Source organism: Empedobacter sp. UBA2044 (genome assembly GCF_002333005.1).
GTDB classification, from domain to species: Bacteria; Bacteroidota; Bacteroidia; order Flavobacteriales; family Weeksellaceae; genus Empedobacter; species Empedobacter falsenii_B.
Genome location: NZ_DDBA01000039.1, coordinates 13037 through 29752 on the forward strand (window position 1 = coordinate 13037; position 16716 = coordinate 29752).

General features: G+C 32.5%; 13 protein-coding genes. 8 read left to right on the forward strand and 5 right to left on the reverse strand.

Translation table 11 applies throughout. From position 1 onward, the window contains the following. Window positions 1–34: 34 nt before the first annotated feature. Window positions 35–2890: a leucine--tRNA ligase gene (gene leuS, locus B4E59_RS06920; RefSeq protein ID WP_291052247.1), complete on the reverse strand. Its 2856-nt coding sequence runs from the start codon at window positions 2888–2890 to the stop codon at window positions 35–37. A 28-nt stretch (window positions 2891–2918) separates the two neighbouring features. On the opposite strand from leuS, the gene B4E59_RS06925 reads away from it, so the two are divergent. After that, complete coding sequence (locus B4E59_RS06925; protein WP_291052250.1) at window positions 2919–3401, forward strand: hypothetical protein; 483 nt, start codon at window positions 2919–2921, stop codon at window positions 3399–3401. Window positions 3402–3403: 2 nt separating this feature from the next. On the opposite strand, the gene B4E59_RS06930 is transcribed toward B4E59_RS06925, so the two are convergent. Together B4E59_RS06930 and B4E59_RS06935 are read right to left on the reverse strand one after the other, a co-directional pair. Continuing rightward, on the reverse strand, window positions 3404–4432 hold the full coding sequence (locus B4E59_RS06930; RefSeq protein ID WP_291052253.1) for a sensor histidine kinase: 1029 nt from the start codon (window positions 4430–4432) through the stop codon (window positions 3404–3406). Window positions 4433–4441: 9 nt separating this feature from the next. Continuing rightward, the gene (locus tag B4E59_RS06935) at window positions 4442–5122 is read right to left on the reverse strand and encodes a response regulator transcription factor (RefSeq protein WP_280061925.1); all 681 of its coding nucleotides are present in this window, start codon (window positions 5120–5122) and stop codon (window positions 4442–4444) included. 148 nt (window positions 5123–5270) lie between these two features. On the opposite strand from B4E59_RS06935, the gene B4E59_RS06940 reads away from it, so the two are divergent. The 5 genes from B4E59_RS06940 to B4E59_RS06960 all read left to right on the forward strand — a co-directional run bounded on the left by B4E59_RS06940 (window position 5271) and on the right by B4E59_RS06960 (window position 11368). Beyond that, window positions 5271–8066, forward strand: a complete 2796-nt coding sequence (locus tag B4E59_RS06940; RefSeq protein WP_291052259.1) for a TonB-dependent receptor domain-containing protein — start codon at window positions 5271–5273, stop codon at window positions 8064–8066. Window positions 8067–8107: 41 nt separating this feature from the next. Then, window positions 8108–9280, forward strand: a complete 1173-nt coding sequence (locus B4E59_RS06945; protein WP_291052262.1) for a beta-helix domain-containing protein — start codon at window positions 8108–8110, stop codon at window positions 9278–9280. Window positions 9281–9471: 191 nt separating this feature from the next. Further along, window positions 9472–9798 (forward strand): iron-sulfur cluster assembly protein, encoded by a 327-nt coding sequence (locus tag B4E59_RS06950; RefSeq protein WP_280038109.1) that lies wholly within the window; start codon window positions 9472–9474, stop codon window positions 9796–9798. Between the two features lie 58 nt (window positions 9799–9856). Further along, entirely contained in the window at window positions 9857–10828 is a 972-nt protein-coding gene (locus B4E59_RS06955; RefSeq protein WP_291052265.1) for an SPFH domain-containing protein, read from the forward strand. 12 nt (window positions 10829–10840) lie between these two features. Next, a complete protein-coding gene (locus tag B4E59_RS06960; RefSeq protein WP_291052268.1) occupies window positions 10841–11368 on the forward strand; it encodes a hypothetical protein in 528 nt (175 codons plus the stop codon). Window positions 11369–11431: 63 nt separating this feature from the next. On the opposite strand, the gene metG is transcribed toward B4E59_RS06960, so the two are convergent. Then, entirely contained in the window at window positions 11432–13468 is a 2037-nt protein-coding gene (gene metG, locus B4E59_RS06965; protein WP_291052270.1) for a methionine--tRNA ligase, read from the reverse strand. Between the two features lie 94 nt (window positions 13469–13562). Between metG and B4E59_RS06970 the strand changes: the two genes are divergently transcribed. Both B4E59_RS06970 and B4E59_RS06975 read left to right on the forward strand, forming a co-directional pair. Beyond that, entirely contained in the window at window positions 13563–14087 is a 525-nt protein-coding gene (locus tag B4E59_RS06970; protein ID WP_291052273.1) for a GNAT family N-acetyltransferase, read from the forward strand. 12 nt (window positions 14088–14099) lie between these two features. Next, a complete protein-coding gene (locus B4E59_RS06975) occupies window positions 14100–14321 on the forward strand; it encodes a hypothetical protein (RefSeq protein ID WP_291046735.1) in 222 nt (73 codons plus the stop codon). A gap of 54 nt (window positions 14322–14375) precedes the next feature. On the opposite strand, the gene B4E59_RS06980 is transcribed toward B4E59_RS06975, so the two are convergent. Continuing rightward, window positions 14376–16712, reverse strand: a complete 2337-nt coding sequence (locus tag B4E59_RS06980) for a transglycosylase domain-containing protein (RefSeq protein WP_291046733.1) — start codon at window positions 16710–16712, stop codon at window positions 14376–14378. Window positions 16713–16716 lie beyond the last annotated feature (4 nt).

A 16716-nucleotide genomic window follows, 5' to 3' on the forward strand; every position in this document is an offset into this window, starting at 1 on the left:
CTCAATACTAAAATCTAGTTTCTAAAATCTTTTTTTATCCAACGATATTAATGATTTTTCCAGGAACAATAATGATGTTTTTTGGCGTACGATCACCCAATTGTTTGATGGTACGTTCGTCATTCATTACAATTTCTTGAATTTCATCTTTCGATAACGACAAAGGTAATTCTAACAAAAATTTCATTTTACCATTGAATGAAACTGGATATTCTTTAGCATCTGCAATCAACCATTTTTCTTCGAAAACAGGGAAGTCTGCATGCGCAACTGACGTTTCATGTCCTAATTTTGACCACAATTCTTCTGCAATATGCGGTGCATAAGGAGAAATAATAATTGCTAAAGGCTCTAAAATTGCACGTTTAGTTGTTTTTAATTTTCCTAATTCGTTTACCGCAATCATAAAAGTAGAAACCGATGTATTAAAAGAGAAATTGTTTACATCTTCGTCCACTTTTTTGATGGTTTGATGCAACACTTTCATTTCTTCTTTTGTTGATTTATCTTCCGAAACAAAAAATGTTTCTTCTGTTCCTGAATGATATAATCTCCAGAATTTTTTCAAGAATGAATAAACTCCAGATAAACCTTGTGTATTCCATGGTTTAGACTGTTCAACAGGACCTAAAAACATTTCGTATAAACGTAAAGAATCTGCTCCATATTGATTACAAATATCATCAGGATTTAAGACATTGAATTTAGATTTTGACATCTTTTCAACTTCGCGTTCTGTGATGTATTTACCATCTTCTAAAATAAATTCAGCTGTAGCATAATCTTCGCGCCACGCTTTGAATTTTTCTGTATCTAATTCATCTCCTCCATCTTTCAACATGTTAACATCGACGTGGATTGGAGTTGTTTCGTGTTGATCTTTTAAACCTTTCGAAACAAATGTATTTGTACCATTAATACGGTAAGCAAACGCACTCATTCCCAAAATCATTCCTTGGTTAATCAGTTTTTTTGCATATTCATCTGTAGGAACGAATCCTTTATCAAACAAGAATTTTTGCCAAAAACGAGAATATAATAAGTGACCAGTAGCATGCTCAGATCCACCAATGTATAAATCTACATTTTGCCAATAATCAACAGCTTCTTTAGATACAAAATCGTTGTCGTTTTTTGCATCCATATAACGTAACCAATACCAAGAAGAACCTGCCCAACCTGGCATTGTATTTAGTTCTATTGGGAAAATAGTTTCGTTGTTGATTAAAGTATTATCTACAACTTGATTAGTTGTTGTATCAAAAGCCCATTTTGTTGCACGCCCTAATGGTGGCTCACCTTCAGATGTTGGTAAATATTCGTCCACTTCAGGTAAAATAATTGGTAAAGCTTCTGTAGGAATTGTGTAAGGCATTCCATCTTTGAAATAAACCGGAACTGGTTCTCCCCAATATCTTTGACGAGAGAAAACAGCTTCGCGTAAACGGAAGTTTGTTTTTCCTTTTCCGAAACCTTTTTCTTCTAAAGCTTCAATTGCTTTTGCAACAGCTTGTTTATAATCTAATCCGTTTAAGAAATCAGAATCTTGTAATTCGAATCCACCTTTTTCTGTAAAAGCAGCTTCAGAAATATCTTGATCTTTGAAAATATTAATAATTGGTAAATTGAAATGATTTGCAAAAGCAAAATCACGTTCATCACCAGCAGGAACAGCCATTACAGCTCCAGTTCCATAAGAAGCCAATACGTAATCACCAATCCAAATCGGAATTTGTTTTCCTGTAAATGGATGAATGGCGTAAGCCCCGGTAAATTCTCCTGTAATATTTTTAGCATCCGCTAAACGATCACGTTCAGAACGTTTTGAAGTATAATCGACATAAGCATCAACTTTTGCTTTGTGCTCTGCTGTTGTAATTTGAGAAACTAAAGGATGCTCTGGCGCTAATGTTACATAAGAAACACCAAAAACAGTATCAGGACGAGTAGTAAAAACTTCAATTTTGTCATCGTTTCCTACAACATCAAAAAAGATTGATGCACCTTGCGATTTACCAATCCAGTTTTTTTGTGATTCTTTGATTGGATCTGGCCAATCTAATTTATCCAAACCAATTAATAAACGATCAGCGTAAGCCGTGATACGCATCATCCATTGTGTCATTTTTTTGCGCACAACAGGGAATCCTCCACGCTCAGATAATCCGTTAATTACTTCGTCATTCGCTAAAACAGTTCCTAAATCTGGACACCAGTTTACTTCTGCTTCTGCTAAGAAAGTTAAACGATATTTTAATAAAATTGTTTGTTGTTCTTTTTCAGAATAGGCATTCCATTGATCTGCCGTAAAGATTTCGATATCATCATCTGCCACAGCATTTACACTTGCATTACCCTCAGTTTTGAATGTTTCAACTAATTTTGAAATGGATTCAGCTTTATCGGTTGAATTATCATAATATGAATCAAATAATTGATTGAAAATCCATTGTGTCCATTTATAATATTCAGGTTCCGAAGTTCTGATTTCGCGATCCCAATCGTATCCCAAACCAATTTTTTTCATTTGGTTCTCGTAACCAGCAATCACATTTCCTTGTTTATCAATACCACCTTCGATATTCGTTGTTGTTGTAATCGCAGGATGTTGACCAGTTTGAATCGCATATTGTTCCGCAGGCAAACCAAAAGAATCGTAACCCATTGGGTGTAAAACGTTGAAACCCTTTAATTTTTTGTATCGAGAATAAATATCAGACGCAATGTATCCAAGTGGATGACCTACGTGTAATCCTGCTCCAGAAGGGTAAGGAAACATGTCTAATACGTAAAATTTAGGTTTTTCTGATTGATTTTCAGCTTTGAACGTCTTGTCTTCAATCCAAAATTTTTGCCATTTTGGTTCGATTTCATTCGGATTATATTGCATTATTGGAAGTTATATTAAAATTAAATGTATGCAAATTTACATTTTTTATGTATCTTTTAGAATAGAATGGCGATATTTGTACATTAACAATCAACAACTAAACCTAATCCATGAAAAAAGAATTGATATTATATTGGTATCCTTATTTTTTTTTACTGTCCTTATTTTTTCTGTTCGTCATTTTGTAAATACGACACGTATTTTTGTGGGGTACGAAGATGGTTTTAATCCTATTAATATCAAATGGAATTTTGATAAAAAGGATTCAACACTTCGTGTAAAAGATCCTATTTATGTCAGAAATGATTACTATTTGATTGATTACAAAGACAAAGCATTCTTAAAAAAAGATACTGTTCTTTATGCAGAACTTTTTGAGGATTCGTTAGCTGTAAAAGGAAATGTATTGAATTTGAAACCTCCTTATTTTTTGTGGAAAGAGGCAAAAAACGACACGTTGAAAGTTTTTAAACAAAACATTACCTTGAAGTTTACGAAGAAGCAAAAATAATATTAAGCTTTTTGTAAATAGAACGAAAAAGTAGAGCCTTTTCCTATTTTACTTGTCACATAAATTTTCTGTTTATGGGCTTCTAAAATATGTTTTACAATTGCCAAACCTAATCCAGACCCGCCATTATTACGATTTCGAGATTTATCAATTCGGTAAAAACGCTCAAAAATTCGGTCAATGTCTTCCTGTTTTATCCCAACTCCTTGATCTTTTATTGAGATTTGAATTTTATCATCATATTCTTCAAAATCGATGTCAATTTCTGTATTTGGATTTGAATAATTGATGGCATTTACAATCAAATTGATTAAAACTTGTTGTATTTTCTGAATATCACCTACTACTTTTATCGGTTGATGAATAGGATAATTTAGTGAAATTTTGATGTTATTTTTTTCAGCTTTAATTTCTAATAAATCGATCACATCTTGGACAAGTGCCGTCAAATTGAAAACTGTAAACTCAATATTAATTCGTCCACGTTCAAGTTCTGCAATCATGTCCAAATCTTTGACCAAATAAATCAATCGATCAACAGATTTATTGATTCGATTTAAGTATTTATCGCGAATAGATTCGTCTTCAACTCCACCTTCTATCAGCGTTAACAAATAACCTTGTACCGAAAAGAGAGGCGTTTTTAATTCATGTGAAATATTTCCAAGAAAATCTCTTCTGTAATTTTCTCGCTCATGCAAAACATCAATCTCTTTGGATTGATCTTCTGTAATGGTAGAAATTTTTTGAGAAAGTTCTTCAAAATCCATTGTACTGGATTGAAATTGTGGAATATTTTTCGAGATTTCAGTAAAATCTTTTCTTCGTTGATTTTTTAAAGAAAACCAATAAAATATTGATAATCCAATCAATAAAAGAAGCATTAAACTGATGAAAAACAGTTTTTCTTGGAGAATAAAATTAATATTTCCAAACCATAAAAAAGAGAACAAAACAAATCCTAAAGCCAAGAATAATGTACTGAGAAAGGCAAATAGAAAAATGTTTTGAACTTTGAAAGTTGAAGCCATTACGAGCTTTTAGTCATTTATTTTGTATCCAATTCCTTTGATTGTTGAGAAACGATCGTTCCCAAATTTTTCGCGTAATTTGCGCATATGTACGTCAATTGTACGTCCACCAACTACAACTTCATTTCCCCAAACTTTCTCCAAAATTTCTTCACGTTTGAAAACACGTTCTGGATTTGAAGCCAACAAAGCAATCAATTCAAATTCTTTTCGAGGTAACAAAAAGTCTTGTCCTTGGTAATTTACTTTATATGTTTCGCGGTTAATCTCGAAATTATTCAATTTGATGAATTCGTCTTTTGGCGCTTCGTTAGGTTGCTTTAATTTCAATAAAGCATTTAGTTTACTAATTAAAACTTTTGGTTTGATAGGCTTTAAGATATAATCATTTGCACCAGCATCATAGCCAGCTAATTGAGAAAAATCTTCGGCGCGAGCAGAAAGAAAAACGACCAAAGTATCTTGAAAAGAATCTAATTTTCTCAACTCTGCACACATTTCCATTCCGTCCATTTGTGGCATCATTACATCTAATAGAATCAAATCTGGGCGAAAAATTTTGGCTTGTTTCAAACCTTCTAGTCCGTTTTGAGCTGTTTCTACTTCAAAACCTTCTTTTTTTAAGTTGTAACCAATAAATTCTAAGATATCTGGTTCGTCGTCAACTAATAAAATTTTAATGTTCTTCATAATTGTTTGTAATAACTAAATAAAATTAGTCGATGTAAAATTAAGCTTAAATTTTAGGAGAAATTAGGTAAAAACATTTCTTAACATTCATTTAAAGTTACGATAATTTCATAACAATTACCTAACAAAATCTTTACAATTTCTAAAAATGTTTTTCATTGGATTGCAGCAACTTTGCCATCAAACAAACACGAATTATACAATCGCAATGAAACGCAATTTAACTTTACTTTTATTATTAGGTTCGGCAGCACTTTTTGCACAGACTAATATTAAATTAGAAGGAACTTTATTTGATCAAAAAACAAACCAACCACTTTCTGAAAAAACTTTTGTGGTTGAAGGATTAAATATTCAAGCAAAAACAGACGATAAAGGTCACTACGAAATTTCTGTTCCAGATGATACCTACCAATTAGACATTAAAGTAGACGGTTATCAATCTGTTTCTCAAAATTTATCAGATTCGAATACATTAAATATTTATTTGCAACCAGAAGATTTTAAAGATGGAAAAATTGATTTATCAACTGCTGTTGTAACAGGAGTAAGGAGTAAGGCAGCAGAGTCTAACTTGTTGAATATGCAAAAAAAGTCAACAGAGATTGTAGAACGTGTTGGTGCAGCGCAATTAGAGAAACAAGGTGTAGGAGATATTGCGACAGCGGTAACAAAAGCATCTGGAACTATTCGTCAAGAAGGAACTGGGATTATTTTTGTTCGTGGTTTAGGAGATCGTTTCAATTCAACAACTTTGAACGGATTTGCAATTCCGTCTGATGATCCTGAAAATAAGAATATTGATTTAGGTATTTTCAAAACAAATATGGTCGATTATATTTCACTTGAAAAATCATTCTATCCACGTATGGTTGGAGATTTTGCTGGTGCTAATATTGATATTGTATCCAAAGAATATACTGGTAAACCATATGTAAAAGTTGGTATGAGTACTTCGGTTAATTTGCAAACAATTGATAACAATAATTTCAAATTACAAGATGGACCTAATTTTTATGGATTCAAAAAAATTGAATTACCAACAAAAATAAATCCTGTAAAACAATATGCATTTGATACAAGTTGGGATTTTAAGAAAGGAAAAAATCCGTTTAATACTGGTATCGATTTAGAAGCTGGTGGAAATGTGAAAATTGGTAGAGAAGGACGTTTATCTATTTATGGATATGTAGGATTTGATAACAATTATATTTACAGAGAAGGTCAAGAAAATGTTGTTTCTGCTGTAGGGAGTTATATTAAACAATTGAATGTTGAACGCTCTACTTATTCTACAAATACAAATGGATTATTAAATTTAATTTACCGAGTTAATCCAAATCATAAATTGATGTTTACATCAAATGTGATTCATTCTTCTGATCAAGATTTCCGAATCTTCAATGGATATTTAATGGATACTGCTGAGAATGGTAAAGGATTAATTCATCGTGCAGATAATAAAGTCACAACAGTTTATGCAAATCAATTATTCGGAGAACATAAATTGAATAAAGATTGGAATGTGAATTGGGGAGGGTCAATCAATTATATAAGAAGTGATCGTCCTAATCGTATGCAAAATACAATGTTTTTTAACGAAAGAGTAGATGCATATACATTAACAATCAATTCTCCTGGTGATAACCATCGTTATTTTGATAAATTGACAGGTTACGATTATCAAGGAAAAATAGATGTTTCAAAAAAATGGGATCGTTTGAAAGTAAATGCAGGAGGTTACGGAATATTGAAACACCGAGATTTTAAAGCGAATCAAATTAACTTACGTGCAAAAAGTAGTATTCAAATAGTTGATCCAAATAATCTTGATGCCTTTTTTAATGTAACAAATTTCAATAATGGATTAATTGAATTGTCAACTTTACGTGGTTTAGGAACTTCAAATATATCAAATTTACTTCAACCTCTAAAATATACATCAGAACAAAGAATCTATTCTGGTTATATCAATGCAGAATATGAATTGTCGGATCGATTTTTAATTCAAATTGGTTTAAGAAATGATAATATCAATTTAAAAGTTGATTGGAACACAAATGTGGGACAATTAGTGGGGAATGTTGATAAAGATTACAATAAAATTTTACCAGCGGTTAATATGAAGTATGGTTTAACGGATAATCAAAATTTACGTTTTTCAGCCTCTAAGACTTATACTTTACCATTAGAAAAAGAAATGGCACCTTTTGCTTATGATGATGTTACAAACACAACATATGGTCAACCTAAAATATATCCAACAGATAATTACAATGCAGAATTGAAATGGGAAATGTTTCCTACTAAAGAAGAAGTGTTCTCTATAACTGCTTTTGGTAAATATATTCAGAATCCAATTTCAAGAGTTAACGTAGCTTCTGCCTCTGCAAGTGATTTAACTTATGTAAACACAGGTGATTATGGATATGTGTATGGTGCTGAATTAGAATTTAGAAAAAACCTTTTCAATTTTTCTAATGACTCAAAACTATATACAATCTTAAATGCTGCTGTTTTAGACTCTAAACAACAATTAGATTTTGATAAAGTAAGTAAAGAAACAGGTTTAGCTACTGCTTTTACAAATAAAGAAGAACAAATGATGGGAGCATCTCGTTTTTCTGGAAATGCGAGCCTTGGTTATTCTGCTAATTTAGGAGGTAAAAAGAAACTAGATGCAATGGTAGTCTACGGTTATGTTGGTAAAAATGTTTTTGCTGTAGGTACACAAGAAAGAGGTTCTCAAATACAGAAAGCGGTTAATTTATTAGATGTTAATCTACGATTTAATTTAAGCGATAAAACTTCAATCAATTTATACGGGAAAAATTTATTGAATCCAAATTATACAATTGAACAAGAAAATAAAGGAACAAACTACATTTTAAATAATTATAACAGAGGTATTCAAGTAGGTGTAGGATTCTCACATACTTTATAATCTATTACAAACAACAAAACAAACAACAAAACAAAATACAAATGAAAAAAGCAATTTTTAAAGCAATTTTTTGCGCTACTTTACTTTCGTCGACTGCGTTCGTAACTTCTTGTAGTAACAATGACGATGATGATACAGAAACTCAAGCACAAGAGTTAACTCCAGATAATTTTAAAGGAACAATTAAATCTGGTCAAAATTTAACATTAGATGCATCAAAAACATACTACTTAACAGGTATTGTAACAGTAGAAGAAGGTGCTACACTTACTATTCCTGCTGGTACTAAATTTACTGCAACAGGTGGTACATCTGCTTATATCATTGTTTATAGAGGAGGTAAAATTTATGCAAATGGTACAGCTTCTAATCCAGTTGTTTTTCAAGGAATTAATCATACTCCAGGAGAATGGGGAGGTTTAGTAATTTTGGGTAAAGCAACATCTAATCGTAGTGCATCAGGTGAGTCTACTTCAGAGTTAGGAGAAAAAATATATGGAGGAAAAGAGAATTCGGATAATTCAGGTTCTTTAACATATGTAATCATTAAAGATTCTGGAGCTAAATTCAATGATCAAAAAGAGTTTAATGGACTTTCTTTATTTGGTGTTGGTAGCGGAACTAAAATAGATAATATTTATATTGAAAATGGAGGTGATGATGGAATTGAGTTCTTTGGAGGTTCTGTAAATGCCTCTAATATTATTGTAAATGGAGTTGGAGACGATTCTTTTGACTGGACAGAAGGTTGGTCAGGTACAGGAACTAACTGGTATGCAAAAAGAAGACCAACTGCAATTGGTGGAGAGCCTGGTAATAGAGGAATAGAAGCAGATAATCAAGACACAAATCCAGATGCTACACCAATATCTAATCCAACATTAAAAAATATTACTGTAGTAGGTAGTAAAGATGGTGCAGAATCTCAAGGCGCAAAATTAAGAGCAGGTACTAATGGAAATATTGACAACTTAGTTATTGCAAATTTTGTTACAGGTTTAGATATCGAAACAGATCGATCAGTTAACTGGTTTAATGCTAAAGGTAAGTTAACAAATGTACGTTTCGTAAATGTAGATACTAAATCTAAAGGAAAAAATACTGCAGGAGCTACAGTTGATGTATCTGGAGCATTTACAGAAAATAATGCAGCAACTGGAGCAGGTAATGGTGCAGAAATTCCAACATGGGCTGCTTGGTCAGGAATTAAATAATCCATATAAAGAAAAAACTTTTCTTATAAAAAAGTTCTTCGTGTTTGTAAATCGCTTTTTTGGACTCTCCAAAGAAGCGATTTTCTTCTATTATAACTATTTTATTTTAAGTCATTAAAAATAGTTATTTAGAAAAATTCCACGTAAGCTAAACTATTTGTACATTTGCAGAACAATAACAGTTGATAACAATGGCATTAACAGAACAACAATTAGATTCGATTGGAGAAAAATTGGTTGAAAAATTCAAAACAGTTTACGATCCTGAGATTCCAGTTGATATATATGAATTGGGATTGGTTTACGATGCACAGGTGAATGCAGATGGTGAAGTAAAAGTTACCATGACCCTTACATCTCCAAACTGTCCTGTGGCTGAAAGTTTACCTGTAGAGGTAGAACAGCGCGTAGAAGAGATAGAATATGTAACGAAATGTTATGTAGAAATTACGTTCGATCCACCTTGGGATAGAGATATGATGAGCGAAGAAGCAAAATTCGAATTAGGAATGTTATAACTTAACATTCCTAATTTTTTTTGTATCTTAATCCAACAAATTCAAAACACTAAAATTTATGGGATATTTAGGCGTGATCGTTTTTCTTGGAATTATTTTCCTTTTTTTATTCGTCTTTACAGTAAAACAACAAACTTCAGTTGTAATCGAGCGTTTCGGGAAATTTAATAGTATTCGTAATCCAGGATTGCAATTCAAAATTCCGATTGTTGACAGAATTGCTGGAAAAATGTCTCTTAAAATTCAACAATTAGATGTTGTTGTCGAAACGAAGACAAAAGATGATGTATTTGTTCGATTGAAAGTTTCTGTTCAATATCAAGTCATCAAAACTCAAGTTTATGATGCATTTTACAAATTAGATAATCCTTATACACAAATAACTTCTTTCGTTTTTGATGTTGTTCGAGCTGAGGTTCCAAAACTTCGTTTGGATGATGTTTTCGAGAAGAAAGATGACATAGCAGTTGCTGTAAAAAGTGAATTGCAGGAAGCAATGAATTCGTATGGATATGAAATTGTTAAAACATTAGTTACAGATATTGATCCAGATGAGCAAGTAAAACATGCGATGAATCGTATTAATGCTGCCGAACGTGAAAAATTAGCAGCGCAATATGAAGGTGATGCTGCACGTATTTTGATTGTAGAAAAAGCAAGAGCGGAAGCAGAATCGAAGCGTTTGCAAGGACAAGGTATTGCGGATCAACGTCGTGAAATTGCAAAAGGTTTATTGGAATCTGTTGATGTGTTAAATGGAGCGGGAATTACGTCGCAAGAGGCTTCTGCGCTTATTGTAGTAACACAACATTATGATACCTTGCAAGCTATTGGAGAGAAATCTGGAAGCAAGTTAGTTTTATTACCAAATTCGCCAACTGCCGCTTCGGAAATGCTGAATACAATGGTTACTTCGTTTACAGCAGCACATGAATTGAATGAGCATCAAATAACAAAAGAAGACAATCCAACTCAACGAAAAAATAAACCAAGTCAAGGTGATTCGTTTACTTTTCCAGAACATCCTTAGAAAATTTTTTTAATGACAATTAACGATTTAAATAATCAATTTATAAGAATTGACGATTTTAATACGAATTATATCTCTTTAAATTTTGAGAATATTAATTATCGTTTTGATTTTCTTGGTAAAAAGGAAGCTTTCTTAAAAGAAAAAAATGAATGTAAGTTATTGTTGTTTTCTGATCATCCATTATTAATTGATTACAATGAAAGTTTTTTAGAAATTTTCTTAAATTCAAAACCACAAAACATAGATTTTTTTCTAGAAAATATAGAGAGGATTATTCATAATAGAGTTCTAGGCTTTCGAAAATTAAAAGATTATTTAAACAAATCAAATTTAGATTTTGAAACTTTTTTAAAGAATATAAATGAAGGAAATGGTAAATTTCTAAATGCTCCATTTTCAATAATTAATGAGATAGAGAAATTTTTTATTGAAAATAACATCAAATTTAAAACTTTTGGAGAGCCGAAAAAGTTTGAAAATCAGCTATTAATTTTAGATAATCAATATGTTATTGCAACTGAATTTAAACTAAAATAAAACAAAAGCCACTTCATCGAAGTGGCTTTCTAATATCTCAATACTTATATCTAAAATCTAAGTCTATCCAACTTGAACACCGTTTGGCGTTTCTTCTTCTGGATTTACAAATGTTAATTTTCCGTCTGCTTTATCAGCGAATAATAACATTCCGTTCGATTCGATTCCACGAATTTTACGAGGTACTAAATTAGCTAAAACCATCGCTTGTTTTCCTACGATTTCTTCTAACGTAAAATGTTCTGCAATACCAGAAACAATTGTACGAACGTCCATTCCTGTATCAACTTTTAGTTCGAATAATTTGTCTGCTTTTTCAACTTTTTTCGCTTCTAAAATAGTTCCGATACGGATATCCATTTTTTGGAAATCATCAAAAGAAATCAATTCTTTTTGAGGCTCTGCGTTTGGATTTGTCATATTATTTTTGACTTTACTTTCGTTTAATTTATTGATTTGTGCTTCGATTGCTTCGTCCTCAATTTTTGCAAAAATTAATTCAGACTGTCCCAATCGATGTCCAGCTTTTACAAATTCGTCAGTTGATTCTAAATCATCCCAACTCATTTTTTCTACGTTCATCATTGCTAATATTTTCTCAGAAGTGAATGGAATAAATGGTTCTCCTAATTGTCCTAATGCAGCAGCAATTTGCGTCGAAGCATACATAATTCCTTTTACAGCTTCTGGATCATCACCTTTTTTCCAAGGTTCTTTCGCTTGTAAAAATTGATTCCCAAGACGAGCTAAATTCATATATTCTGTTAAAGCAGCACGGAATTCATACTTTTCTAAATGATCACCAATGCGTTTTGCAAAATATTTGATTTCAGTTAATTCTTCAAATTCAATTGTTTTTGCAGGAACAATTCCTTCGTAATATTTGTGAGAAAGAACCATTACGCGGTTGATAAAGTTTCCTAAAATTCCAACTAATTCAGAATTATTTTTAGTTTGGAAATCTTTCCACGTAAAGTTATTGTCTTTATTTTCAGGCATATTCGCCGTCAACACATAACGTAATGTATCTTGTTGATTTGGAAAATCTTCTAAATATTCGTGTGCCCAAACTGCCCAATTACGAGAAGTTGATATTTTATCATCTTCTAAATTCAAGAATTCGTTTGCAGGAACATTGTCTGGCATAATGTAATCGCCATGCGCTTTCATCATAGTTGGGAAAATGATACAGTGGAAAACGATATTGTCCTTTCCGATGAAATGAACCAATTTCGTTTCTTCATTTTGCCAATAATCTTTCCAATTTTTACCGTTTTTCTCTGCCCATTCTTGCGTGAAAGAAATATAACCAATTGGCGCATCGAACCAAACATACATTACTTTTCCTTCAGCACCTTCAACTGGAACAGGAATTCCCCAGTTCAAATCGCGTGTCATTGCACGAGGTTTCAAACCATCGTCTAACCAAGATTTTACTTGACCATAAACACTCGATTTCCAATCATTTTTGTGACCTTCTAAAATCCATTTTGATAAGAAATCTTGGTACTGATCTAATGGCAAATACCAGTTTTTTGTTTCTTTTCTGATTGGCGTATTTCCAGATAAAGCAGAACGAGGATTAATCAATTCTTCTGGGCTTAATGTAGAGCCACATTTTTCACATTGATCGCCGTAAGCATCAGGATTTCCACATTTCGGACATTCACCACGAATGTATCGATCCGCTAAAAATTCGTGCGCATCTTCATCGTAAAATTGTTCCGTAACATCTTCTGTAAACTTGTTGTTATCATACAACGTTTTGAAGAAATCTTGAGCAACTTCTCTGTGTTTATCTGATGTTGTACGAGAATAAATATCGAACGTCACACCAAAATTAGTCAATGTATTTTTGATATTTTCGTGATAACGATCAACAATGTCTTGAGGCGTAACGCCTTCTTTTTTGGCTCGAATTGTAATTGGAATACCATGTTCGTCAGAACCTCCAATAAACGCTACATCTTTTCCTTTTCTTCGTAAAAAACGCGCATAAATATCAGAAGGAACGTAAACACCTGCCATGTGACCAATGTGCAATGGTCCGTTAGCATAAGGTAAAGCCGCTGTAATTGTATATCTTTTTGGTTGACTCATTTGCTTAAAATCTATAAGCGACAAAGATACGATTTGTTGTTTGTTTTGTTAAAACCTTTTTCTAATTTTATAAGGTTAATCAATTGATGAAGGAATGAATATAAGGAAAGAAGAGAAAAGTGATTATGAACAAGTTTTTAAATTGATTGAAAAGGCATTTGAAAATGAAGAATATAGTGATCATCGTGAACAATTTTTAGTTGAACGATTACGAAATTCTGATGGTTTTGTTCCTGATTTGTCTTTGGTATGTGAAATGAACGAAATGATTGTTGGTTATATTTTATTGACAAAGATTAAAATTAATCATTCAAATTTTTCTTACGATTCTTTAGCACTTGCTCCTGTAGCGGTTTTACCTAATTATCAAGGAAATGGAATTGGTGGTCATTTAATAGCATTTGCTCATAATAAAGCGAAAGAATTAGGTTTTGAATCTGTTATTTTATTAGGTCATCCAACTTATTATCCTAAATTTGGTTACAGAAAAGCATCTGATTTTGATATTCAGTTACCTTTTGATGTTCCAGATGAGAACTGCATGGCAATTGAGTTGATTGAAGAAGCTCTAAAAAATGTGAATGGAATGGTAGAATATCCGAAAGAATTCTATCAATAAAAAATATTTCCTATGGAAGAAAACGCTGTTGTAACGCCAGATGAGGTGGTAACTGATACAATTACGAACTTATTTACGTATGTTAATTATTTTTTAGTTGCAGCGCTTGTTGTGTTGTTAACCTATATGACGATTCGAGACTATAAGAAAAAACAACGCGAAAAGAAATTGGCACAAGAGCGTGAAGCGTACAACAATCAGTTTGATAACGAAGACGAAAAAGAGGAATTATAACTAATAAAAATAGCCACTCAATTTTGAGTGGCTATTTTGTTTATATCAATTTAATTATTGACCTTCTTCATCAGGAATTTCATAGTTTTCGCCTACGCTTTCACTACCACTTCCTTCGATAATTGGACCTGGATCATACATTTCATCATATTGATGGAATCCGTATGTATTCGAACAATCCCAATGTTTTTCAATGTCTTTAGGTTTGTCAAATTTATCTCCAACTGTTACCCCAAATTTACCTCCTTCTTTGTAAACGCCTTGCATATAATAAGCCCAAATTGGCATAGCTGTATTGGCTCCTTGCCCTGTGGCTGTACTCGCAAAGTGAGCAAATCGGTCTTCTGCACCAACCCAAACTCCAGTAACTAAATTTGGTGTTAATCCCATAAACCAACCATCAGAGTTTTCGTTTGTTGTACCTGTTTTACCAGCAATTTCGGCAGTCATTCCGTAGCGATTTCTTAATCTCGCACCAGAACCTCTGTCTATAACACCTTTCATCAAATCAATCATAGTGTACGCTACGTTTTCATTAACAACTTCTCGTGTTTGAGGTGTATAATCTTTGATAACTTTTCCTTGTTTATCTTCTATTCTTAAGATTAATTGGGGTTTAATGTAAATACCACCATTAGCAAAAGCACTCATCGCACCAACCATTTCATATAAAGATAAGTCAGCAGAACCTAATGCAATTGTAGGATCTTTTACGATAGGAGATTCAACTCCAAGGTCCCGAGCCATTTGAATTACAGGTTCTTCACCTGTTTGCATAATCAAACGGGCAGCGACAATATTTGTTGAATAAGCTAATGCAGTTCTTAAATCTTGAGATCCACCATATTTACCGTTAGCATTTCGAGGAGACCATTTTCCTGGTATTCTCTCATTAGAAACAGTATGACAAGGTGTTAATCCTAATTGATTAATTGCTGTTGCATAAACAAACGGTTTGAACGTAGAACCTACCTGACGACGCGCTTGTTTTACGTGGTCAAATTTGAAATAATTCCAATCGATTCCTCCAACCCAAGCTTTGATTGTTCCATCTTTTGGATCCATTGACATCAAACCAGCTTGTAAAATATGTTTGTGATATTCGATTGAATCCATCAATGTTTTCCCTTTTTTGTACTGAATTCCGTTCCATGTAAAGAACTGAACAGAGTCGCGAGGGGTATTGAAAACAGTTTCGATTTCAGCTTCAGATTTTCCTTCGGCTTTCATCTTTTTATACAAATCTGTACGAGCCATTGCTTGCTTAAAGATTTGTGTTCTTTTTGCAGCAGAAATATTATAGAATGGTGCTAAACTACGTCCGCGTTGCTCACCAAAGAATTGGTCTTGTAAAACTTTTAATTGTTTTTTAACCGCTTCTTCAGCTAAATTTTGCATTCTTGAGTCTAACGTTACATAGATTTTTAAACCATCTTTTTCAAGGTTATAAGATTTTCCTGTTTCTTTCTCATAATCAACCATCCATTGTTGAATTTCCTTTCTCAAAGCAGATTTGAAATATGCTGAATGTGATTCATCATGTTTCATAATATCTTGTTTATCTGTAACCAAAGGCGCATTTTGCGCGGCTTCTCCTTCAGCTTGAGAAATTTTGTTGTATTTCATCATTTGCTTTAAGACAAGATTTCTTTGCTTTTTAGAAACTTCAGGATATTTTACAGGATTATACGCAACAGGATTTTGAAACATCGAAACCAATGTTGCAGCTTCATCTAAATTTAATTCTTTCGTTGTTTTGTTGAAATAAACTTTAGAAGCAGATTCAATTCCTTTTGCATTATAAATAAAGTCGAACTTATTGAAATACATTGCAATAATTTCTTCTTTTGTGTACAATTTTTCTAACTGAACAGAAGTTACCCATTCTTTTAATTTCTGTAAAACACGTTTTACTTTATTAGAAGAAGGATCTTTTGTGTACAATTGTTTTGCTAACTGCTGTGTAATTGTAGAACCACCTCCAGATTCTCCTCCAGAAGTAATTGCACGAGCTGCTGCTTTTATGTCTACACCTGAGTGATCAAAGAAACGAACGTCCTCTTTTGCTAACAATGCGTCAACTAAATGTGGAGGTAAATCTTTGTAATCGACTGGTGTTCTGCGTTCTGCTTCGAAACGATCTAACAAAACACCATCAGAAGAAATAATTTCTGATGAAACATAAATATCAGGATTTTCTAAATCGCGTACATTGGGAATTTCACCTAACCATCCGTTAGATGTAGCCCAAAAGATTCCGAAAATTCCTAATACGGCACAAAAAAACAGTACCCAAATGGTAACGATTATTTTTTTGGCTAATGAAAAGCTATTGAACTTCTTTTTTGCTTTAGAAGTTGTGCTTGTTTTAGAATTTTTATTGTTTTCCATTCTG

Coding starts and splice junctions, on each gene's coding strand:
- leuS (WP_291052247.1), bottom strand. CDS start 2,890: ATGCAATATAATCCGAATGAAATCGAACCAAAATGGCAAAAATTTTGG.
- B4E59_RS06925 (WP_291052250.1), top strand. CDS start 2,919: ATGCAAATTTACATTTTTTATGTATCTTTTAGAATAGAATGGCGATAT.
- B4E59_RS06930 (WP_291052253.1), bottom strand. CDS start 4,432: ATGGCTTCAACTTTCAAAGTTCAAAACATTTTTCTATTTGCCTTTCTC.
- B4E59_RS06935 (WP_280061925.1), bottom strand. CDS start 5,122: ATGAAGAACATTAAAATTTTATTAGTTGACGACGAACCAGATATCTTA.
- B4E59_RS06940 (WP_291052259.1), top strand. CDS start 5,271: ATGTTTTTCATTGGATTGCAGCAACTTTGCCATCAAACAAACACGAAT.
- B4E59_RS06945 (WP_291052262.1), top strand. CDS start 8,108: ATGAAAAAAGCAATTTTTAAAGCAATTTTTTGCGCTACTTTACTTTCG.
- B4E59_RS06950 (WP_280038109.1), top strand. CDS start 9,472: ATGGCATTAACAGAACAACAATTAGATTCGATTGGAGAAAAATTGGTT.
- B4E59_RS06955 (WP_291052265.1), top strand. CDS start 9,857: ATGGGATATTTAGGCGTGATCGTTTTTCTTGGAATTATTTTCCTTTTT.
- B4E59_RS06960 (WP_291052268.1), top strand. CDS start 10,841: ATGACAATTAACGATTTAAATAATCAATTTATAAGAATTGACGATTTT.
- metG (WP_291052270.1), bottom strand. CDS start 13,468: ATGAGTCAACCAAAAAGATATACAATTACAGCGGCTTTACCTTATGCT.
- B4E59_RS06970 (WP_291052273.1), top strand. CDS start 13,563: ATGAATATAAGGAAAGAAGAGAAAAGTGATTATGAACAAGTTTTTAAA.
- B4E59_RS06975 (WP_291046735.1), top strand. CDS start 14,100: ATGGAAGAAAACGCTGTTGTAACGCCAGATGAGGTGGTAACTGATACA.
- B4E59_RS06980 (WP_291046733.1), bottom strand. CDS start 16,712: ATGGAAAACAATAAAAATTCTAAAACAAGCACAACTTCTAAAGCAAAA.